The 19692-nt window shown below is 43.7% G+C and carries 22 protein-coding genes and 3 tRNA genes; 19 read left to right on the top strand and 6 right to left on the bottom strand.

What is annotated here, in order from left to right; genetic code table 11:
* Positions 1–133: 133 nt before the first annotated feature.
* From DS742_RS01525 to DS742_RS01515, 3 genes are read right to left on the bottom strand one after another with little or no spacing between them, the layout of a single operon-like run.
* Positions 134–751 (bottom strand): manganese catalase family protein, encoded by a 618-nt coding sequence (locus DS742_RS01525; protein ID WP_117415273.1) that lies wholly within the window; start codon positions 749–751, stop codon positions 134–136.
* Positions 751–1047, bottom strand: coding sequence for a spore coat protein CotJB (locus tag DS742_RS01520; RefSeq protein ID WP_117415272.1), 297 nt, complete (start codon positions 1045–1047; stop codon positions 751–753). The genes DS742_RS01525 and DS742_RS01520 overlap by 1 nt, the downstream gene beginning before the upstream one ends.
* On the bottom strand, positions 1044–1229 hold the full coding sequence (locus tag DS742_RS01515; RefSeq protein ID WP_117415271.1) for a spore coat associated protein CotJA: 186 nt from the start codon (positions 1227–1229) through the stop codon (positions 1044–1046). The genes DS742_RS01520 and DS742_RS01515 overlap by 4 nt, the downstream gene beginning before the upstream one ends.
* A gap of 194 nt (positions 1230–1423) precedes the next feature.
* Here DS742_RS01515 and DS742_RS01510 point away from each other — a divergent pair, with 194 nt between their 5' ends.
* On the top strand, positions 1424–2338 hold the full coding sequence (locus DS742_RS01510) for an NYN domain-containing protein (RefSeq protein ID WP_117415270.1): 915 nt from the start codon (positions 1424–1426) through the stop codon (positions 2336–2338).
* A gap of 105 nt (positions 2339–2443) precedes the next feature.
* Here DS742_RS01510 and DS742_RS01505 read toward each other — a convergent pair whose 3' ends face one another.
* Together DS742_RS01505 and DS742_RS01500 are read right to left on the bottom strand one after the other, a co-directional pair.
* Positions 2444–3466: an FkbM family methyltransferase gene (locus tag DS742_RS01505; protein WP_117415269.1), complete on the bottom strand. Its 1023-nt coding sequence runs from the start codon at positions 3464–3466 to the stop codon at positions 2444–2446.
* Between the two features lie 72 nt (positions 3467–3538).
* Entirely contained in the window at positions 3539–4537 is a 999-nt protein-coding gene (locus DS742_RS01500) for a YeiH family protein (RefSeq protein WP_117415268.1), read from the bottom strand.
* Between the two features lie 130 nt (positions 4538–4667).
* On the opposite strand from DS742_RS01500, the gene DS742_RS01495 reads away from it, so the two are divergent.
* The 3 genes from DS742_RS01495 to DS742_RS01485 all read left to right on the top strand — a co-directional run bounded on the left by DS742_RS01495 (position 4668) and on the right by DS742_RS01485 (position 5878).
* Positions 4668–5555, top strand: a complete 888-nt coding sequence (locus tag DS742_RS01495) for a LysR substrate-binding domain-containing protein (RefSeq protein WP_117415267.1) — start codon at positions 4668–4670, stop codon at positions 5553–5555.
* 142 nt (positions 5556–5697) lie between these two features.
* A tRNA-Val gene (locus DS742_RS01490) sits at positions 5698–5770 on the top strand.
* Positions 5771–5804: 34 nt separating this feature from the next.
* Positions 5805–5878 (top strand) — tRNA-Met (locus DS742_RS01485).
* Between the two features lie 122 nt (positions 5879–6000).
* Here DS742_RS01485 and DS742_RS01480 read toward each other — a convergent pair.
* A complete protein-coding gene (locus tag DS742_RS01480; RefSeq protein WP_117415266.1) occupies positions 6001–6444 on the bottom strand; it encodes a hypothetical protein in 444 nt (147 codons plus the stop codon).
* A 243-nt stretch (positions 6445–6687) separates the two neighbouring features.
* Between DS742_RS01480 and DS742_RS01475 the strand changes: the two genes are divergently transcribed.
* From DS742_RS01475 to DS742_RS01405, 15 genes are all read left to right on the top strand, one after another.
* Positions 6688–7614 (top strand): diacylglycerol/lipid kinase family protein, encoded by a 927-nt coding sequence (locus tag DS742_RS01475; RefSeq protein ID WP_117415265.1) that lies wholly within the window; start codon positions 6688–6690, stop codon positions 7612–7614.
* 33 nt (positions 7615–7647) lie between these two features.
* Positions 7648–8193, top strand: coding sequence for a 2-C-methyl-D-erythritol 2,4-cyclodiphosphate synthase (gene ispF, locus DS742_RS01470; RefSeq protein WP_117415264.1), 546 nt, complete (start codon positions 7648–7650; stop codon positions 8191–8193).
* A gap of 23 nt (positions 8194–8216) precedes the next feature.
* Positions 8217–9620, top strand: a complete 1404-nt coding sequence (gene cysS / locus DS742_RS01465; protein ID WP_117415263.1) for a cysteine--tRNA ligase — start codon at positions 8217–8219, stop codon at positions 9618–9620.
* Positions 9605–10063: a Mini-ribonuclease 3 gene (locus DS742_RS01460; RefSeq protein ID WP_117415262.1), complete on the top strand. Its 459-nt coding sequence runs from the start codon at positions 9605–9607 to the stop codon at positions 10061–10063. The genes cysS and DS742_RS01460 overlap by 16 nt, the downstream gene beginning before the upstream one ends.
* Positions 10060–10797 (top strand): 23S rRNA (guanosine(2251)-2'-O)-methyltransferase RlmB, encoded by a 738-nt coding sequence (gene rlmB / locus DS742_RS01455; protein WP_117415261.1) that lies wholly within the window; start codon positions 10060–10062, stop codon positions 10795–10797. Before DS742_RS01460 ends, rlmB begins: the two co-directional genes overlap by 4 nt.
* A gap of 20 nt (positions 10798–10817) precedes the next feature.
* Positions 10818–11801, top strand: coding sequence for a transglutaminase-like domain-containing protein (locus tag DS742_RS01450; protein ID WP_117415260.1), 984 nt, complete (start codon positions 10818–10820; stop codon positions 11799–11801).
* Between the two features lie 29 nt (positions 11802–11830).
* The gene (locus tag DS742_RS01445; protein ID WP_117415259.1) at positions 11831–12883 is read left to right on the top strand and encodes a type II secretion system F family protein; all 1053 of its coding nucleotides are present in this window, start codon (positions 11831–11833) and stop codon (positions 12881–12883) included.
* A gap of 9 nt (positions 12884–12892) precedes the next feature.
* Positions 12893–13216 (top strand): hypothetical protein, encoded by a 324-nt coding sequence (locus DS742_RS01440; protein WP_117415258.1) that lies wholly within the window; start codon positions 12893–12895, stop codon positions 13214–13216.
* 11 nt (positions 13217–13227) lie between these two features.
* Positions 13228–13719 (top strand): DUF4860 domain-containing protein, encoded by a 492-nt coding sequence (locus tag DS742_RS01435; protein ID WP_117415257.1) that lies wholly within the window; start codon positions 13228–13230, stop codon positions 13717–13719.
* Complete coding sequence (locus tag DS742_RS01430) at positions 13712–14119, top strand: hypothetical protein (protein WP_117415256.1); 408 nt, start codon at positions 13712–13714, stop codon at positions 14117–14119. Before DS742_RS01435 ends, DS742_RS01430 begins: the two co-directional genes overlap by 8 nt.
* Positions 14120–14135: 16 nt before the next feature.
* Entirely contained in the window at positions 14136–14606 is a 471-nt protein-coding gene (locus DS742_RS01425; RefSeq protein ID WP_117415255.1) for a short-chain dehydrogenase, read from the top strand.
* Positions 14607–14625: 19 nt separating this feature from the next.
* On the top strand, positions 14626–15702 hold the full coding sequence (locus DS742_RS01420) for a type IV pilus twitching motility protein PilT (RefSeq protein ID WP_117415254.1): 1077 nt from the start codon (positions 14626–14628) through the stop codon (positions 15700–15702).
* 56 nt (positions 15703–15758) lie between these two features.
* The gene (locus DS742_RS01415; protein ID WP_117415253.1) at positions 15759–16712 is read left to right on the top strand and encodes an L-lactate dehydrogenase; all 954 of its coding nucleotides are present in this window, start codon (positions 15759–15761) and stop codon (positions 16710–16712) included.
* 194 nt (positions 16713–16906) lie between these two features.
* Positions 16907–16979: transfer RNA gene (locus DS742_RS01410), tRNA-Thr, on the top strand.
* Positions 16980–17058: 79 nt separating this feature from the next.
* Positions 17059–19608 carry a transglycosylase domain-containing protein gene (locus DS742_RS01405; RefSeq protein WP_117415252.1) on the top strand — a complete coding sequence of 850 codons (2550 nt, stop codon included), beginning with the start codon at positions 17059–17061 and terminating at the stop codon, positions 19606–19608.
* The last annotated feature ends 84 nt before the right edge of the window (positions 19609–19692 follow it).

The raw sequence follows: 19692 nt of genomic DNA, 5'->3' as shown, positions 1-19692 counted from the left end.
GAACCATTGTGCTTATGTTCCGGATGTAAAATCAAAATAAGGAAACTGATCCTCTGCATCTGTTATACGAAAATCACCTTTCGTTTCCAATAGAAATTTTCTATTTTACGAAAGGTGATTTTTTTTTGTAATCCTACATTTCTTTCTTAACAAACTGTTTGTCAAATTCCGGATTATAATAATAGTAGTTTTTCGGATTTAACGTAGTTTTTATATTTTCCAGAGCTTCCCCGAATCTCTGGAAGTGAACCACTTCCCGCGCCCGCAGGAATTTAAGCGGCTCTCTTACATCCGGGTCTGTAATCACACGGATTAAATTATCGTAGGTGGTTCTTGCTTTCTGTTCCGCTGCAAGATCCTCTATCAGATCGGTGATGGCATCGCCCTTGGACTGGAATTCGCAGGCATTAAAAGGAACTCCTGCAGCAGCCGTAGGCCACAGTGCGGTGGTGTGATCGATATAATAAACGTCAAAACCAGCCGTTTTTGCCTGCTCTGTGGTCAGGTTTTTGGTGAGCTGGTAAATAATGGAGCAGACCATTTCCAAATGCCCCAGCTCCTCCGTTCCGATATCGGTTAAAAGTCCGCCCACTTCCTTGCATGGCATGGAATACCTTTGGGAAAGATAACGCATGGAGGCTGCCAGCTCTCCATCTGGTCCGCCAAACTGGCTGATAATCAGAGAAGCTGTTTTGGGACAGGTATTTTTAATATTAACAGGAAATTGCAGTCTTTTTTCATACGTCCACATTAGAAAGCACCTCCTTCCCACGGCAGAGGACCGTCGCACCAGGTGAAATGTCTCTGGTCAGGATATTTTGTCAGGGTTTTTGTCTTGTTATTGGTATCAGGGCAGATACAGTTCATGGTAAGCGGTTCAAAATTATCCGCATAGGTTTGAAGAAGCTGCTTCCTTTGCGTCATAGCGTCCTTAAATGCATCTAACGCATTCTCATCAAGAGGATGAGTATCCAGATAAAGATTTAGATCATTTACGGTAAAACTGATTTCAGTTATCTGACTGAGTAAATTTTTCTGATCGATCATGGCTGTTCCCCTCCTGTTACGTAAAATGGCAGATCAAGGCTGGGGAATATGGTCCCGTGTTTTAATGCTGTCTTTGGATCATATGGCTGTTCCCATGGCTGCATGGGAACGGTCGCAATGGCTAAACCTATGGTCTGGCCGGGTGTAGCAGTTTCACATCCGTTAGCAGCTACTGAATTCATAGTAACACTCCCTTCTGTTGATGTTTTTTAACTCTTTTTTATTATGGAGCAAAATCAAAAAAATACGTTGCAAAAATTATCCCAGATTACCCATTGTGATGTTATTGTAATAATTGGAAAAATGAAATATAATAGAGACAAAGTCAATGAAATTGACAGAAAATGTAAAACAATAATGACGGGAGAGCAGAGGATTGAGTGATAAGAAATTTGCAGTATTGATTGATTCGGATAATATTTCCGCAAAGTACATTACGTGTATTCTGGATGAGATGACCCGATATGGAGTGATTACCTACAAAAGAATTTACGGTGACTGGACAAGCGCCCAGATGGGCAAATGGAAGATGGAGCTTCTGGAAAATTCTATTACACCAATTCAGCAGTTTTCCAATACAGTGGGAAAGAATGCAACCGATTCCGCTCTCATTATCGATGCGATGGATTTGCTTTATACCGATAACGTAGATGGATTCTGTATTGTTTCCAGTGACAGTGATTTTACCCGTCTTGCAAGCCGTTTGAGGGAGTCCGGAAAGGAAGTCATTGGAATGGGAGAGGAAAAAACTCCCAAATCCTTCCGCGCTGCCTGTACTGTATTCACCAATCTGGAAGTTTTGCTGGATCAGGATGAAGAGGGAACCGGAGGCGGAGCCATCGGAAAAGAAGTGATTGAACAGGATATTGCTTCCATAATTCTGGAGAACGAGGATAAGAACAAGGCAACTGGACTGGGAGAAATCGGCAACCGGCTTGTAAAAAAGTATTCGGATTTTGACGTGAGAAATTACGGATACAGTTCTTTGTCCAAATTTCTGGAAGAGATGGACAGCTTTGAACTGAGAAAGACAAGCAATGTGGTCACTGTGCGGATGAAGGACAACCGGACCAGAAAACAGGAGCTTGATGATTACGCAGTAAAACTGGTAAAAGGCAGCGGAAAGAATGGAATGGAGCTGGCGGCTCTTGGTAATGGAATGCATCGCAAATTCTCAGACTTTAAGGTAAAGGATTATGGCTACTCCACATTTTCCAAATTTGTTCACAGCATACCACAGCTGGAAGTGAGAGAGAATAAGAATAACAGTAACTCTGTATTTTTAAAATAAATGAAAAGAACTGTGAAGAAAAAATAATAAACCTTCAGGCTGAGCAATTCTATTTACATCAGTCTGAAGGTTTACACAAAGTCTGGGGTTGTCTGGTATCTGGTCTTACAATGCATATAATATAAATTCTGTGGGAACCAGAGCATATCCATAATAACGCAGATAAAAACGATAAGACGGGTCAATTTCATTAATAATACGTGCTAATTTCCATAGGTCTTTATGATTATGATAAGCACTCAAAGCCAATTTGGGGTGATACCGGGCTATCTTATTTCTGCATCCTGATAATGCACGTTCTTCACCACCCTCAATGTCCATCTTGATAAACGTTACTTCCCCTTCAATATCATCATCTATGGTAACTGTCGGAGTCCTGATAGATCCGTCCTTTGCAAGCTGCCGGACAGAAGAAATACCATCTTCCTCTAAATACATGAATCCACATTTATCACTTACGCCCTTCTCGCGCACTACTACATTTTCCAGTTTAAATGTTTCCACATTTTTATATATAGTCTGTACATTTGCGGGTACAATTTCGTAGCAATAAATCTGCTTATAACATTTTTTACCAAACATATTTGTATACTGAATCAAAGTATCCCCTATATAAGCTCCGATATCCACGAAAACCTCGTTGTGATCACAGTGTATCAGATCAAAATCAAAATATTGACTAAAACACTTATCACAGATATCTCCAATCAATGTTTTATCAGTCTTAAGCCAATAGGAAAGGATATTTAATAAAATCTTCCTGGATCTATAATCACTAAGCTGCCCATACAGCCATTCAAAATCTTTCTTATGATTTACTAATGCATCAGCACGGTTATCCACAAGATCATATATTCCCTTATCCGGATCATAAGCACCCCACAGGCTGCTGTAACGGTTGTAGTAATTAATAATTGCATGATAAACCGGACCATCTTTTTTCTGACAGTATAGTAAATTTTGTTTAATTCCAGCCTTGATATCGTCCAGGTTACGTTCTTCAATAAAATCCATCAGTCGTCCAAAATATTTATCAACCTGAATTGATATGGTCTCATCCGGTACTGGATATCCTTTGTTCAACAATGCATTATCTTTTATTTTAGAAGAAGCGCTTTGTTTTGACACATCTTCCCTCCTCTCATTATATTACTTTAATTATATTATTCAGTTGTAAAATAAAAGTGAACTGGAAATAGATTACCAGATCCCAAGAACAATCTGAAGCGTCAGGCTGACGACTGAAATTCCAACCCAGCAGCAGAATCCCAGGATAATTGGTTTCTTACCGGTTTTCAGCAGTCTGGGCAGATTGGTGTTGGTGCCGATGGCAGCCATGGCGAGAATAATAAAAAATTTACTCAATTCTTTTATATGCCCGGTCAGGGAATTGGGAAGAGCAAAAACGGTGGTGATAATGGAGGCGAAAAGGAAATACAGCACAAAAAATGGGAAAATTTTACTTAATCCTGGTTGTTCCCCTGAGTTTTTCTGCTCTTTACCTGCCCGGTACAGAGCCAGTAACAATGTAATGGGAATAATGGCAAGTGTACGGGTTAATTTGACGATTGTTGCGGCCTCCAGCGTATTGCTACCGTAGATCCCGTCCCAGGCAGAAGCTGCTGCAGTGACGGAAGAGGTATCATTAATTGCAGTCCCTGCAAAAAGTCCGAATCCTTCATTGGAAAGACCAAGTGCGGTGCCAAGAGCCGGAAATAAAAGGGCAGCCGCAATGTTGAATAAAAATATAACAGAAATCGCCTGTGCGATTTCATTGTCGTCTGCATCAATGACCGGAGCTGTGGCAGCAATTGCGGAGCCGCCGCAGATGGAAGATCCGATGCCAATTAAGACTGCGCTTTTCTCAGGAACCTTTAACTTGCGAAACAGCACATAGGCGATGACAAGGGAAGTGGTGATGGTGGCTGCAATGATGGGAAGAGACTGTCTGCCCTTTTGCAGAACTGTGGACAGATTCATGCCAAATCCAAGAAGAATGACTGCATATTGCAGAATTTTTTTTGAAGTAAAGGCGATGCCTGGACGGATCTGTTCCTTTCCTGTGAGAAACGGTGCAGCGCACATGCCGAGAAGTATGGCAAAGACCGGTCCTCCCACAACCGGAACCAGTTTTCCAAAATACCAGGCGGGTATTGCAAGGATCAGGCACAGAACCATGCCTGGAACATATTTTTTCATAAGTAAATTCCTCCTCTTTTTTGATCTGAGGCAATTATATAGGAAGAATGCAATAAAATGAAATTATAAATATTTATTTAATGATAAATATATGTTATGATTAGGAAAATACTAAGAAGGAGTACGAAAGATGCTGGATTTTCGGATGGATACCTTTCTTGCAGTGTGCAGGCATATGAATTTTACAAAAGCCGCAGGAGAACTGAATATTACTCAGCCTGCGGTATCTCATCATATCAGATATTTAGAAGAGGAGTATAAAGTCAGGCTGTTTGAATACAGCGGTAAAAAAATAAGTCTGACTGATGGCGGCAGAACTCTTTTGTCTGCAGCCATTACCATGAGAGATGATGAACTTCATTTGAAGAAAATCATGAAGCAGCAGTCTGAGAGAAGAAGACATCTGGTATTCGGGGCTACGATGACTATTGGAGAATATAAGATGCCGGAAGCACTTATGAGATATTTAGAGGTATATCCGGATTCTTCTGTCCGGATGATTGTGGCAGATACCAGGGAGCTTCTCCAAAAACTCAATGAAGGCGAGATTGAATTTGCTCTTGTGGAAGGATTTTTTCAAAAAAAGGAATATGATTTTCTGGTTTATGATTCGGAACCATTTGCTGCTGTGTGTGCCGGGGATTACGTATTTCATCAAGAAGTCAAGAGAATGGAAGATCTTCTCACAGAACGAATCTTTATCAGAGAGTCCGGTTCCGGTACCCGTTATGTATTGGAACGGTATCTGGAAGGAAAAAATCTGCTTCTCCAGGATTTTACCAACCGGGTAGAGGTCAACAACATCGGTGCTATCAAGCAGATGACTGCAAAAGGGAGGGGCATTACCTTTCTGTATGAGACAGCTGTAAAGCAGGAGCTGGAGGCGGGGATTTTAAGAAAAATTCATCTGGAGGATTTTAAACTGACTCATGATTTTTCTTTTATCTGGAGAAAAGGAAGTATCTATCAGACTTACTATAAAGAGCTTTTTGACTTGTTCCACACAGGGAATAATTGAAGAAAACCACGCAGGAATCAGGGTTTTACAAGACCTGGTAAAAAAAGAAAAAAATTGACAAAAAAGTGTTGACAATTAATACAATTCATATTATACTAATGAGGCAGTCGGGAACGAGAGAAAAAAACTCCTGACAGGCACTGGGATCTTAGCTCAGCTGGGAGAGCATCTGCCTTACAAGCAGAGGGTCACAGGTTCGAGCCCTGTAGGTCCCACTGATAAGCAAGCGCTTATCAAAGAATTGAATATGGCGGAATAGCTCAGTTGGCCAGAGCACACGGTTCATACCCGTGGTGTCGAGAGTTCGAATCTCCCTTCCGCTATTTTTAAAACACATGGAAGTCTGATGTTAAGTCAGATCTGATGTGTTTTTTTATTGTGGGAACTGATACAGATTAAAAAATACTGGCCAGCATCCGTGACACTGGCCAATTGTACCAGGCTTTTAAACCTGGTTAAGATCGCTTTGATTTGCATTGGTATTATCTGGTTTTTCTATATCATAAAACTTGATCCAGTAAAAGTTGTTGTGATATACAGCGCCAAGCTCTTCCTTGCTTCCGAACCAGTCAACATATTTAATCCAGCCGCCGTAAGGAGCACCAGCCGGCTGCTGGGTAGAAGGATCGATGGGATTCTGGCAGATTCCATAGTCATTTAACTCGTACCAGCCGGTATCAAGCTGTACCCAGCCGCTTTGAGCGTATCCGGCTTCGTTGAAATAGTACCAGTATTCACCAATTTTTTCCAGTTTGTTTACAGGATAGGTACCGTCATCATACTGATACCACCACCCCTTGTCGTTATTTTTCCAGTCAGCTGCATATGCAGTCATGCTGAATGCTGCGGCCAATAACGCAGCAACGAGAAATAATTGCACTTTTCTCATGTAAAATACCCCCGTTAATTATATTTACTTGCAGTAGGTCCCGAACCTGACTGACAAATCTAAGAATATTATATAAAAAGTGTGGAAGAAACGCAATAAAAAATTAATATTAGAATAACAAAAGTTATAAAATACAGGATTCGATCTATTTCGACAAGGTCTGATGACCTTTTTCCTTTTTTTTTATATTCATTTTTGTTGTTTTATGTTATACTAAAAAATAGCAAAAAGCGGAGGGATTCCATGTACTATTTTATTGTTAACCCGAACTCCTGTTGCGGACGGGGTAAAATTATCTGGGATAAGCTGGAACGGACTATAAAAGACTCCGGTGTGGAATATCAGGCATATTTAACTGAAAAGCCAGGGGACGCAAAGATATTTGCAAAAAATTTAACAGAAGGATGTAAGGAATCCAGTGTGATCATCGCGGTCGGCGGAGATGGGACAGTCAATGAGATTCTTGACGGATATTCCATGTGCAGTTGTGTTACACTTGGTTATATTCCTGCAGGATCTGGCAATGATCTGGCAAGAAGCTTAAAACTCCCAAAGAATCCGGTCCGGTGTTTAAATAAGATCCTGCACCCCAAATACTATAAATTGATGGACTATGGAGTATTATCCTATGGAGACAGTGAGATCTCCCACCGGCGATTTGTTGTCAGTGCCGGGATCGGTATGGATGCTGCTGTCTGTCATAATCTGCTGTATTCCAGAACCAGAGATTTGCTGCACAGGCTGCGGATTGGAAAGCTGGCCTATTTACTTGTGGGTGTCAGACAGCTGATATCGGCAAAGCCCTGTAAGGGATATATTTTACTAAATGGAGTGCAGAAGATTGAGTTTAACCATGCTTATTTTATTTCGGCCCACATTCATCCATATGAAGGCGGAGGATTTAAGTTCGCGCCGGATGCAGATTTTGAAGACGGCAGGCTGTCGGTCTGTGTGATGAATAACCGGAAGAAGAGAAAGCTTATATGTGTACTGCTTAATTCCCTGATGGGAAAAAAATCCGTGAACAAAGGAATCCGCTTCTATTCCTGTGAAGAGATTCACATTCATATGGACCGTCCCATGGCGGTTCATGTCGATGGAGAAAGCTGCTTCTGCCAGAATGATGTGGAGATCCGGTGTATCGGTAAGAAACTTCGTATGATCGTTTAAGATCTGATTTATTTATATAGGAAAGGAAAAATAATGAGAATTGGACAGGGATATGATGTTCATAAATTTGCAGAAGGCAGGGATTTAATCCTGGGAGGAGTGACGATTCCTTATGAGAAGGGGCTTCTCGGCCATTCGGATGCTGATGTGCTTGCCCATGCAATTATAGATGCTTTACTGGGAGCTGCTGCACTGGGAGATATCGGGGAGCATTTCCCGGATACGGATCCTAAGTATAAAGGAGTCTCCAGCATGGAACTGTTAAAGCATGTGGCTGCTTTACTGGAAGAGAAGGGGTATGTGGTGGAGAATATTGATTCCACAGTCATAGCCCAAAAGCCAAAGCTTCTGTCATACAGGCCCCTGATGGCTGAGAATATCGCCGGTGCCTTAAACCTGCCTGTTGATAAGGTGAATGTGAAAGCAACAACAGAGGAAGGACTTGGATTTACTGGAAGAGGAGAAGGGATTTCCTCTCAGGCCGTTGCTCTTTTGACTTCTGTGAGTGATTACTGTTATGATGACAGAATCATGCAGAATGACTGTCAGGGCTGTAAAGGCTGCTGCAAACATGATTAACAGGAGAATGGAAGGGAGAAAGCATGAAGATATTTAATACGTTATCCAGACAAAAAGAAGAATTCATACCGTTAGAGGCAGGGAAGGTGAAGATGTATGTCTGCGGTCCTACGGTGTATAATCTCATACACATTGGTAATGCACGTCCGATGATCGTGTTTGATACAGTACGGAGATATTTTGAATATAAGGGCTATGATGTGAATTTTGTATCCAACTTTACCGATGTGGACGACAAGATTATTAAAAAAGCCATAGAAGAGGGCGTTGATGCAGATACGGTATCAAAGCGCTATATAGAGGAATGCAAAAAGGATATGGAAGCCATGAATGTAAAACCGGCGACTAAGAATCCGCTTGCTACGGAAGAAATCTGCGGTATGCTGGACATGATAAAGGATTTAATTGATTCCGGTCATGCCTATGCAGCAAAGGACGGCACGGTTTATTTCCGTACAAAATCATTTGAACAGTATGGAAAGCTGTCTCATAAAAACCTGGAAGATCTGCAGTCAGGCTTCCGTGAACTGAAGGTAACCGGAGAAGAGGAGAAGGAAGATCCTTCTGATTTCGTACTCTGGAAGCCCAAAAAGGAAGGGGAGCCTTACTGGGAATCTCCCTGGTGCGACGGTCGTCCCGGCTGGCATATTGAATGCTCGGTTATGTCCAAGAAATATTTAGGAGACCAGATTGATATTCATGCTGGCGGCGAGGATTTAATCTTCCCCCATCACGAGAATGAGATCGCACAGAGTGAGGCGGCTAACGGAAAAGAGTTTGCAAAATACTGGATGCATAACGCATTTCTTAATATTGATAATAGGAAGATGTCAAAATCTCTGGGCAATTTTTTTACAGTCCGTGATATCAGTGAAAAATATGATCTCCAGGTGCTGCGTTTCTTTATGCTCAGCGCCCATTACAGAAGTCCTTTAAATTTCAGTGCAGATTTAATGGAATCTTCAAAAAACGGGCTGGAGCGCATTCTGACAGCTGTTGAAAAATTAAAAAGCCTTAAAGCAGCAGCTAAGACAGAAGGTCTGCTTAAGAAAGAAGACCGGAGTCTGGTCGATACTCTGGTGGAAAAATATGAAGCAGCCATGGATGATGATTTTAATACGGCAGATGCCATTTCTGCAGTTTTTGAACTGGTGAAATTAAGCAATTCCACTACAGATGAGGAGAGTTCTCTGGAATATGTTTCCTTATTAAAAGATACCATTGAAAAGCTTTGCGATATTTTAGGCATTATAACAGAAAAGGAAGAAGTAATTCTTGCTGAGGAGATTGAAGCCATGATTGGGGCAAGACAGCAGGCGAGAAAAGACAAAGACTTTGCACTGGCTGATGAAATCCGGGGAAAACTGTTGGATCAGGGCATTGTGCTGGAGGACACCAGGGAAGGTGTAAAATGGAAGAGAATATAATTTCACTGTCTGCATTTACCGATTTTTTTGCAGACACACTTCAGTTAAAGGAAGTAGATATTACCAGCTATTCTCCTCTTGCGCTGGCCTATATCGGAGATGCGGTGTATGAACTGATCATCCGTACGAAAGTCATGAACCACGGAAGCACGCAGGTGAATAACATGCATAAGAAAAGTGCCAGACTGGTGAATGCAAAGGCTCAGGCAGATATCATCAGAAGTCTGGTGGAAGGGGAAGAACTGACTCCGGAGGAAATTGCCGTATACAAACGGGGGCGCAATGCCAAATCTGCCACAACAGCCAAACACGCGACAGTGGCAGATTACAGAACAGCAACCGGTTTTGAGGCTTTATGCGGTTATCTCTATTTAAGCGGCAGACTGGAACGTTTGATTTGGGTGGTAAGCAGGGGGCTTAACAGAATAGGAGAACTGGAATGATAGAAGAATTTACAATAGAAGGAAGGAATGCGGTGCTAGAAGCATTCCGTTCCGGAAAGACCATTGACAAGCTGTATGTACAGAAAGGCGTATCCGATGGTCCCATCCAATCCATATTGCGGGAAGCCAAAAAGACAGATACCATTGTTAACTTCGTTGAAAGAGAACGTCTGGACCAGATGTCAGAGGAAGGCCGCCATCAGGGTGTGATTGCCCATGCGGCTGCCTATGAATACGCAGAAGTGGAAGATTTATTAAAGGCAGCAGAGGAAAAGGGAGAACCGCCGTTTTTGTTTCTCCTTGACGGAATCGAAGATCCCCACAATCTGGGAGCCATTATCCGTACTGCCAACCTTGCAGGCGCCCACGGCGTCATTATACCGAAGCGCAGAGCTGTCGGTTTAACAGCCACAGTGGCGAAGACTTCTGCAGGCGCGCTTAACTATACTCCGGTTGCCAAGGTGACCAATTTAACAGCTGTTATGGAAGATTTAAAGAAAAAGGGAATGTGGTTCGTATGTGCCGATATGGATGGAGAGAGCATGTACCGCCTGAATTTAAAAGGACCGATCGGTCTTGTAATCGGCAGTGAGGGAAGCGGAGTAAGCAGACTGGTAAAGGAAACCTGTGATATGGTTGCTTCCATACCCATGAAGGGAAACATTGATTCTCTCAATGCCTCAGTAGCTGCAGGAGTGCTGGCTTATGAGATTGTAAGGCAGCGTTTGGGTTAACTATTTAGGAGATGATGAGCATGAGAAAAAAAGGTACGGCTGCCGCCGCTGTCTGTGCAGCCCTGTTGTTTTCCATAAACGGCTGTGCGCCGGCAAACCGGATTGCTTCTGCTGATCAGACAGCAGAAGCTACAGAGTGGAAAACGGTTGTTACAATTAAAGATGAGGCAGTCCCTCTTTATTCAAAACCTGCCGGAAGCAGTGTTAAGGTTCCCCAGGCATCAGGAACGGTCACTTACAGCAGCAATTCCGTTCTTCTTGATGCCTCCAATACCAGCCATGGATATGTGATGGTGCAGTATTCCGGTGATTCAGCCAAAATTAAGGTTCAGGTATTAAAAAGCGGGGGAGAGACTTATACCTATGATTTGAATTCCAGATCAGCGTATGAAGTGTTCCCTCTGACGGAAGGAAACGGAACCTATACAGTCAGGGTACTGGAACAGGTATCCGGTAACCAGTATGCGGTAAAATCAAACAACAGCATAAATGTGACGCTGTCAAATGAATATGAACCCTTTCTGTATCCAAACCAGTATGTGAATTTTTCTGCGGGCAGCGCTGTGGTTGCGAAAGGAGCAGAGGTCGCTGCTTCTGCGCCAGATGCCCTGGGAGTAGTGAGCAATGTATATAATTACGTTGTACAGAATTTTACATACGATACGGCCCTTGCCAACACAGTCCAGTCCGGTTACCTACCGAATGTGGATCATGTCCTGTCTGTGAAGAAAGGAATCTGCTTTGACTATGCAGCTGTCATGACAGCCATGCTCCGCTCCCAGAATATTCCAACCAAGCTGATCGTGGGATATACAGGAAGCCTTTACCATGCGTGGGTGAGTGTGTACATAGAAGGACAGGGCTGGGTGGATAACATCATTTATTTTGATGGCTATCAGTGGAAACTGATGGATCCCACCTTTGCCTCATCGGGAAAGAACGATCCTAAGATTAAAGATTATATTACCAACAGTTCGAATTATAAGGCAAAATATACGTACTAATGAATGGAAGGAAAAGGGAGTAAGGACAGATGGCAAAGGAAGAGAAGAAACAGTATTCTGCCCGGGAACTTTCTGCATTCTGCCTTCAGGTATCCATTCTCCTTCATGCGGCGATCCCTCTTGATGAGGGATTGTCTGTTATGGCGGAGGATGCACAGCGGGATGAAGAAAAGAAGCTGCTGTTAAAGATGGCGGAGGATGCAGAACTGGGAAATCCGTTTTCGAAGGTACTGAAGGAAACCGGCGTTTATCCGGCTTATATGGTTCGCATGACAAAGCTTGGAGAAGAAACAGGAACTCTGGACCAGATTATGGAGTCTCTGGCTGAATATTATGAAAAAGAGCATATTATGATGAAGAACATGAAAAATGCCATGACCTATCCGGCTATGATGATCGGGATGCTTTTGATTGTTCTCCTTGTACTGTTTACCAGAGTAATGCCTGTATTTGAAAAGGTATATAAACAGCTGGGGGCCCAGATGCCGCCGGTGTCAATTGCTGCAACAAGACTGGGAGGAATATTTTGCGCCGTTTCGCTGGTGATCATTCTTCTCCTTGGAATTGCGGCTTTTTTTGTCTGGATTATGGGAAGAAACGGCAAAAAGATTCTTCTGGCAGAAGGGCTGGTTAACTGGCTGAAGCGAAGAAGCAAAATAGCAAAGTCCATAGCAAACCGCCGTTTTACTGCCGTTCTTTCGCTGACGTTAAAAAGCGGGCTGGACTTGGAAAAAGGGATGGAGCTTGCCGGGGAACTGGTAGAGAATCCGGCTGTGGAACAGAAGATACGCCGGTGTGCCGGTTCACTGGAAGCTGGTAACGATTATTACAGCGCGATGAAAGAAACCGGTCTTTTCAGCGGATTTTACATCCAGATGATTAAAGTGGGAACAAGAAGCGGACGCTTGGACAGTGTTATGTCAGAAATATCAAAAAGCTACGAGGAAGAGGCTGATCTTGCCACAGAACAGATGATTGGACGGTTTGAACCCACTGTAATAGCAGTTTTGGCAGTTTCTGTGGGCATGATTCTTTTGTCAGTCATGTTGCCGTTAATTGGCGTCCTGTCTGCCATCGGCTAGGAGGTTTCTATGAAAAAACAAAAAGAATCAGGAAAAGAACTGGCCGGACAGCTTTTATCCCTGGGAGCGTTTTCTCTTGCTGTTGTACTTTTTGTCTCCTTCGCATTGACATTTTCAAAGCGGTCGGGAGAACGGGGAGCAGAGACTTTACGGGATGCCATACGCAGGGCATCGGTTCAGTGTTATGCAATTGAAGGAAGATATCCGCCCAGCGTGGAATACTTAGAAGAAAATTACGGGATTCAGATTGACAGAGACCGCTACGATGTGTTTTACAGCGGATTCGCATCAAACTTCATGCCGGATATCACCGTTAATTTACAAAATCCATAGAGAGGTGCCCAATGACAGGAAAAGAAATACCGAAAAGCCGGTTGGGAACAATCGTATTTCCTCTCCTCCTGTTTCTGGTGTTTGTGATGTGCGCCTTATTTCTCATACTGATTGGCGGCAGAGTTTATGAAAACATCAATAAGAGGTCGGAACTGGCCTATCAGAAAGATATTGCGTTCAGCTATATTGCCAATAAGGTCAGGCAGGCAGATGAGGCCGGTGCCGTATCACTTACGGAAGACGGGGGAGTACAGGTTCTTCAATTAAAGCAGACCATAGATAACACGGTATATATGACACAGATTTACTACCGTGACGGAAGCTTATGGGAATTGTTTGCTGACCAGAGCAGCGGACTATCCATTCATGACGGAAATCAGGTACTGGAGTGCGGGAAAATCACCATGGATTTGAAGGATGATCTTCTGCATATAAAATCAGACGGTGAAGCAGGAGGCCAGCTTTTTATCTCTTTAAGAAGCGGAGGGGCTGCAGATGAATAGAAAAAACAGGTCCAGTGTGATGATGATGGAGATGATAGTGGCTGTATTTTTCTTTCTTTTGTGTGCAGCTGTCTGCATTCAGGCATTTGTGAAAGCAGACTTGCTCAGTAAAAGAGCCGCCGATTTAAATCAAAGTGTGCTGATTGCCCAAAGTACGGCCGAGATCTGGAAGGCAGAAGGAGAAGCAGGTCTGTCCGGCCGTTCCTATAGTCAGAAAAAAGATTCTCCCGTACAGACTTATACCATGATGTTTGACAACAGAGGAAACACCTCTGATCAGTCTCACGCCGTTTATTATGGAGAACTGAAGGTTATAAGCGGACTGGAAGCGGAAGTAACTGTATCAAAGGACGGAAAAACGTTATATTCCCTGACTGTAAGCCGGCATGATGCAGATTAATCAGAGGAGGAAGCATATGGCAAAACAGGAAATTGGTTACAGAGCTAATATCGGAACTCCTACTCTTATTTTGATATTCATGATTCTTTGTCTGGTTACCTTTGGAATGCTCTCTCTTTCCACTGCGAAAAGTGAGTGGAATCTGGCTCAGAGAAATGCAGATTCTGTCACGGAATATTACAGAGCCGATAAAGAGGGAGAGGCCTTTTACCAGATGGTGCTGCAGGCAGTGGATCATGGGCAGAAGGAATCGGGGGATTTGCAGGCATTTCAAAATACTCTTTTAAAGGAACTGGGGGATTATTATGACTGGGAAACAGGTGTCATATCGACTCAGATTCCCATGAAACGGTCCCAGTCCCTGTCAATAAAGCTGAGTCCAATGCCGGATAAAGGGGGAAAGATTGGGATATCCCAGTGGAAAGTAATTCAGACAGAAGATTATGAAATTGATCATTCCCTGCCGGTGTGGAAGGGCGGGAATTGACAGAGCAGGAGATTGGAATATGAAGGTAGTAGATTTATTAAGTTCTGCTGTGACACAGAAGGCATCCGATATATTTCTTGTACCCGGTATGCCGTTTTCGTATAAGATTGGAAGCAGAATTGTTTACCAGAGTGAGGAAAAGCTGTACCCGGACCAGATGGAGCTGCTGATCACAGAGCTTTACCAGCTGGCTGGAGAAAGAGACATGGGGAAAGTAAGAGAACATGGAGATGATGACTTTTCCTTTGCAATTCCCGGAATCTCCCGGTTCCGCTCCAGCGTATTCCGCCAGAGAGGTTCCCTGGCTGCGGTGATCCGTGTGGTGAATTTTGATCTTCCTGATTATAAAGAACTTCATATTCCGGAGCCGGTGATGGATGCAGCCAGGCTGACGAAAGGGTTTGTGCTGGTAACAGGACCTGCAGGAAGCGGAAAGACAACCACCCTTGCCTGCATTATTGATAAAATTAATAATACAAGAAATGCCCATGTTATCACCCTTGAAGACCCCCTGGAATATTTACACCGCCATAAACAGAGCGTGGTAACCCAGCGGGAGGTGACGACGGATACGGACAGTTACGTGACCGGACTAAGGTCTGCCCTTCGCCAGGCACCGGATGTAATTCTGGTGGGGGAGATGAGGGATTATGAGACAATCCGCATTGCCATGACTGCAGCGGAGACCGGCCATCTGGTGATATCAACGCTTCACACAGTAGGAGCAGCCAATACCATTGACCGAATTATTGACAGCTTTCCTCCCAATCAGCAGCAGCAGATCCGGATGCAGCTGTCCATGGTGATGCAGGCGGTCATCTCCCAGCAGCTGATCCCCACTGTGGACGGGGGCGTATATCCGGCATTTGAAATCATGTTTTTTAACAATGCAATCCGCAACATGATCCGGGAATCCAAAACTCACCAGATTGATTCAGTCATTGCTACCGGTCAGGCAGAAGGAATGCGTTCCATGGATTCTAGTCTGCTGAATCTTTATAAAGAAGGTAAGATCACAAAAGAAAATGCAATCATTTACAGCAGTAACAGTGAACTGATGTCAAAAAAAATCGAACGGGGAATTTCAAACGCATAGTTTTTATTTCATGCAGTAACACTATCTATAATAAGAACAGGAGAGTGGCATAAAAAATGAGAACAGATAAAAGAAAAATTGCGCTTGTAGGTACAGGAATGGTAGGGATGAGCTATGCTTATTCCATGCTGAATCAGGGAATTTGTGATGAACTTGTTTTGATTGATATTAATCGCAAAAGAGCAGAGGGAGAAGCCATGGATTTAAACCACGGACTGGCTTTTTCCGGATATCATATGAAGATTTATGCAGGAGAATATAAGGAATGTTCCGATGCGGATATTGTGGTGATCTGTGCAGGTGTTGCGCAGAAACAGGGAGAAACGAGACTTGATCTGTTAAAGCGCAATGCTTCCGTCTTTGAGTCCATTGTGCAGCCTGTAACAGAGTCCGGATTCAACGGGATTTTCCTGGTTGCCACCAACCCGGTGGATATTATGACCAGGATTACTTATTCTCTTTCCGGTTTCAATCCCAAGCGGGTTCTTGGAAGCGGTACAGCCTTAGATACGGCAAGACTGCGGTATCTGCTGGGAGAATCCCTTCGGGTGGATCCGAGAAATGTCCATGCCTACGTCATGGGAGAACATGGGGACAGCGAGTTCGTTCCCTGGAGTCAGGCCATGATTGCTACCAAACCCATTTTGTCTCTTTGCGGAAGCGGCGGGGAAGATGACATGGTCTGCAGGGAAGAGCTAAAACGGATTGAGGATGAGGTACGGGGAGCAGCTTACCGGATTATTGACGCAAAGCAGGCAACCTATTACGGTATCGGTATGGCTCTGACCAGGATCACAAAAGCCATACTTGGAGATGAGAACAGTGTCTTTACCGTATCAACCATGCTGAGAGGGGAGTATGGTCAGAATGATGTATATGCCGGGGTTCCCTGTATCATAAACAAGAACGGCATTCAGCGGGTTTTATCCCTTTCTCTTACAGAGGATGAGATGAAACAGTTTGGCAAATCCTGCGATACGTTAAGAGAGAGCTTTCAGGGTATTTTATAAAAAAAGAGGCGGGAAAGGATGGGCCGTACCTGTTCTTTCCCGGTCTTTTTCCAGGGTGAATAACAGGCATATTCGCGAAGTATTTGTAGAATTTTTGCAGTTTTATGTATATTATAAAAAACTTCTAAAAAACGTTGACAAATAGATTTTCCCATGCTATGATATACGAGGTTCGAGCGACGAACCAGAGAAATGCTGATGTGGCACAGGTGGTAGCGCACCTCATTGGTAGTGAGGAGGTCACGGGTCCGAGTCCCGTCATCAGCTTGTAACAAACGGGAAGTCTTAATCAAGAGGCTTGCCGTTTTTGTCATATCATAAAAAGAAAAGAAGGAGGCAGGTTATTATGGGGAAGAAAAGCAGGAAACGGAAAAGTGCATGGAATATATTTTTCCGTCCCATAAAGATCATTCTCTTCGTATTTCTATTGGCAATGGTGATAGGGTGCCTGGCTGGAGGCGTCGTATTTTTAAAATATCAGGATGAGATCATGGCATGCAAGGAAAAGGCTGACTCAATTATAAGCCAGACTTCCCGAACAGACTTCTCACAACCAATGGATACAAGAGTTTATGATTCAGAAGGAAATTTAATCGGAACCATTAATTCCGGTCACTACGAGTATGTACCGGTCAAGGAGATCAGCGAAAATCTTCAGAATGCGTACATAGCTCAGGAAGACAGAAGATTCTATAAGCATCATGGAATTGATTACAAAGGGCTTTTAAGGGCCGGTCTGGTTTTTATTAAAAACAAAGGGGTGGCGACCCAGGGCGGCAGCACCATTACCCAGCAGGTAATTAAAAATACCTATTTAACCCAGGAGCGGACCATTCAGAGAAAGATAACGGAATTTTTTGCAGCTCCCAGGATGGAGGACAAGTACTCCAAGCAGGATATTATGGAATTTTACTGCAATACCAATTTCTATGCAAACCGGTGTTACGGTGTTTCTGAGGCGAGCCGCTATTACTTTGACAAGGAAGCAAAGGATTTAACCGTCTGGGAAGCGGCAACCCTTGCCGGAATCAGTAATAATCCGTCAAGATATGATCCGGTGGCTCATCCAGATACCTCCAAATGGAAGAGGGATCAGGTAATTGATAATATGGCCCTTTGCAAATTCATAACAAAAGAAGAACAGGAAAATGCAAAGGCACAGCCCCTTACGGTTGCCAAGGTTTATGAAGGCGGAACAAAGGAAAATTATCAGACCAGCTACGCCATTCACTGCGCGGTGGTGGAGCTGATGAAGAATGACGGTTTTGTGTTTCGGTATGTATTTCCCAATAAGTCTTCCTATGATTCCTATAAGGAAGAATATCAGGAGCAGTATCAGGCAAAGAGCGATATGATCCGCAAGGGAGGTTTTGAAATTCATACCAGCCTGGATTCCAGACTGCAGGCGGTGCTTCAGGACAACATTGATACCCATTTAAAAGGTTTTACAGAAAAGCAGGACAATGGAAAATTTGCTCTGCAGGGTGCGGCTGTCTGTGTTGACAACCGGACCGGATATGTGGTGGCCATTGTAGGCGGCCGGGGAACGGATGATGAATATAACCGGGGATTTTTAAGCAGACGGCAGCCAGGCTCCACCATTAAACCACTGATTGACTATGCCCCCGCATTTGAAACCGGTTTTTATTATCCTTCCAGACTGGTGAATGATCATCTGTTTGAAGGTGGACCGAAAAACAGCGGAGGCAAATATTATGGAATCGTTTCCATTAGAGAAGCGTTAAACCGGAGTTTAAATACTGTGGCGTGGCAGGTTCTTACTGATATCGGCGTGGATAAGGGTATGAGTTATTTAGGGAAAATGCATTTTGTCGGCTTAAGCTATATGGACAATGGTAACAGCAGTATGAGTATCGGAGGTTTTACTGAGGGAGCCAGAGTTGTGGATATGGCGAAAGGCTATTCCGTTCTTGCAAATCAGGGGAAATACAGCAATAAAAGCTGCATAACAAGCATGAAAAGCCAGTATGACGGAGAGATCTATGAAGGAAGCCAGGCGGATGAAAGAATCTTTACGGAAGACATTGCATATATGGTCACCGATGTATTAAAGGGAACCCTGGATAAGCCATACGGAACAGGTTCCGGTCTTGGGCTTAATGTCCCGGCAGCAGGAAAAACAGGAACCACAAACAGCAGTAAGGATACGTGGTTCTGCGGATATACCAGATATTATACTACCGCGATCTGGGTGGGTTATGATAATCCAAGAGCGATGCCGGGAGTTTACGGAAAGACGTATTCCGGTAAAATGTGGCATGATTTTATGACTGAAATCAATAAGGACCTGCCGCCTCTGGACTGGGATATGCCTTCTACCGTATCTTTTTATAATGTGGATTCCAGAGGAGAAAAAACAGATCAGGAAACAGGAAACAAGGATTTATTCTCATCTGTGGCAGAAGCGGCAGCTAAGGCTGATTCAAGAAAATGGAAAGAAGAAGAAGCCCGTAAGCTTAAGGAATCCCAGGATCAGATGAATCAGGCGGCATCGGATGCAGCCAGGCAGACACTGGAACAGGCGTCAGCCTCTTTACAGGCGCTTATTGCAGAGTTTAATGGGATGGACCAGCGTGACAGCTCTACCGATGATAAGATTGCCTCAGCCAGATCGTTTTTGGAGCAGTTAAACGGAACAGAGACTTATGACAGCTTAAAACAGGCCCTTGATGAAGCGGTCAGCCACGTTCAGTCTCTTCCCAAACAGGCCGATTCAGAGAAGCCTCAGGAAATCGGACCTGGTATGACAAAGCCGAGAGAGACGACAACCCCTGTTTTCCCAGGGGATGAAGACCCGCAATCCGGCGAAGCATCTGGGGCCGGACCCGGAGATGATGATTCCCAGGCAGAGGCTGTCGGACCTGGAATGGAATAAAAATAGGGGGAAGTCATTGTTTTTTCCAGTTGTTCGTTATATAATGAAATTTGTCTGAAACATCACGAGAATGAAGATATAGGA

This window comes from Lacrimispora amygdalina (genome assembly GCF_003432035.1).
GTDB classification, from domain to species: domain Bacteria; phylum Bacillota; class Clostridia; order Lachnospirales; family Lachnospiraceae; genus Lacrimispora; species Lacrimispora amygdalina.
This window is presented reverse-complemented; position numbering and strand designations above follow the sequence as displayed.

What these genes read in the sequence shown, in the direction of transcription:
- DS742_RS01525 (WP_117415273.1), bottom strand. Translation starts at nt 751, where the DNA reads ATGTGGACGTATGAAAAAAGACTGCAATTTCCTGTTAATATTAAAAAT.
- DS742_RS01520 (WP_117415272.1), bottom strand. Translation starts at nt 1,047, where the DNA reads ATGATCGATCAGAAAAATTTACTCAGTCAGATAACTGAAATCAGTTTT.
- DS742_RS01515 (WP_117415271.1), bottom strand. Translation starts at nt 1,229, where the DNA reads ATGAATTCAGTAGCTGCTAACGGATGTGAAACTGCTACACCCGGCCAG.
- DS742_RS01500 (WP_117415268.1), bottom strand. Translation starts at nt 4,537, where the DNA reads ATGAAAAAATATGTTCCAGGCATGGTTCTGTGCCTGATCCTTGCAATA.
- DS742_RS01495 (WP_117415267.1), top strand. Translation starts at nt 4,668, where the DNA reads ATGCTGGATTTTCGGATGGATACCTTTCTTGCAGTGTGCAGGCATATG.
- DS742_RS01480 (WP_117415266.1), bottom strand. Translation starts at nt 6,444, where the DNA reads ATGAGAAAAGTGCAATTATTTCTCGTTGCTGCGTTATTGGCCGCAGCA.
- DS742_RS01475 (WP_117415265.1), top strand. Translation starts at nt 6,688, where the DNA reads ATGTACTATTTTATTGTTAACCCGAACTCCTGTTGCGGACGGGGTAAA.
- ispF (WP_117415264.1), top strand. Translation starts at nt 7,648, where the DNA reads ATGAGAATTGGACAGGGATATGATGTTCATAAATTTGCAGAAGGCAGG.
- cysS (WP_117415263.1), top strand. Translation starts at nt 8,217, where the DNA reads ATGAAGATATTTAATACGTTATCCAGACAAAAAGAAGAATTCATACCG.
- DS742_RS01460 (WP_117415262.1), top strand. Translation starts at nt 9,605, where the DNA reads ATGGAAGAGAATATAATTTCACTGTCTGCATTTACCGATTTTTTTGCA.
- rlmB (WP_117415261.1), top strand. Translation starts at nt 10,060, where the DNA reads ATGATAGAAGAATTTACAATAGAAGGAAGGAATGCGGTGCTAGAAGCA.
- DS742_RS01450 (WP_117415260.1), top strand. Translation starts at nt 10,818, where the DNA reads ATGAGAAAAAAAGGTACGGCTGCCGCCGCTGTCTGTGCAGCCCTGTTG.
- DS742_RS01445 (WP_117415259.1), top strand. Translation starts at nt 11,831, where the DNA reads ATGGCAAAGGAAGAGAAGAAACAGTATTCTGCCCGGGAACTTTCTGCA.
- DS742_RS01440 (WP_117415258.1), top strand. Translation starts at nt 12,893, where the DNA reads ATGAAAAAACAAAAAGAATCAGGAAAAGAACTGGCCGGACAGCTTTTA.
- DS742_RS01435 (WP_117415257.1), top strand. Translation starts at nt 13,228, where the DNA reads ATGACAGGAAAAGAAATACCGAAAAGCCGGTTGGGAACAATCGTATTT.
- DS742_RS01430 (WP_117415256.1), top strand. Translation starts at nt 13,712, where the DNA reads ATGAATAGAAAAAACAGGTCCAGTGTGATGATGATGGAGATGATAGTG.
- DS742_RS01425 (WP_117415255.1), top strand. Translation starts at nt 14,136, where the DNA reads ATGGCAAAACAGGAAATTGGTTACAGAGCTAATATCGGAACTCCTACT.
- DS742_RS01420 (WP_117415254.1), top strand. Translation starts at nt 14,626, where the DNA reads ATGAAGGTAGTAGATTTATTAAGTTCTGCTGTGACACAGAAGGCATCC.
- DS742_RS01415 (WP_117415253.1), top strand. Translation starts at nt 15,759, where the DNA reads ATGAGAACAGATAAAAGAAAAATTGCGCTTGTAGGTACAGGAATGGTA.
- DS742_RS01405 (WP_117415252.1), top strand. Translation starts at nt 17,059, where the DNA reads ATGGGGAAGAAAAGCAGGAAACGGAAAAGTGCATGGAATATATTTTTC.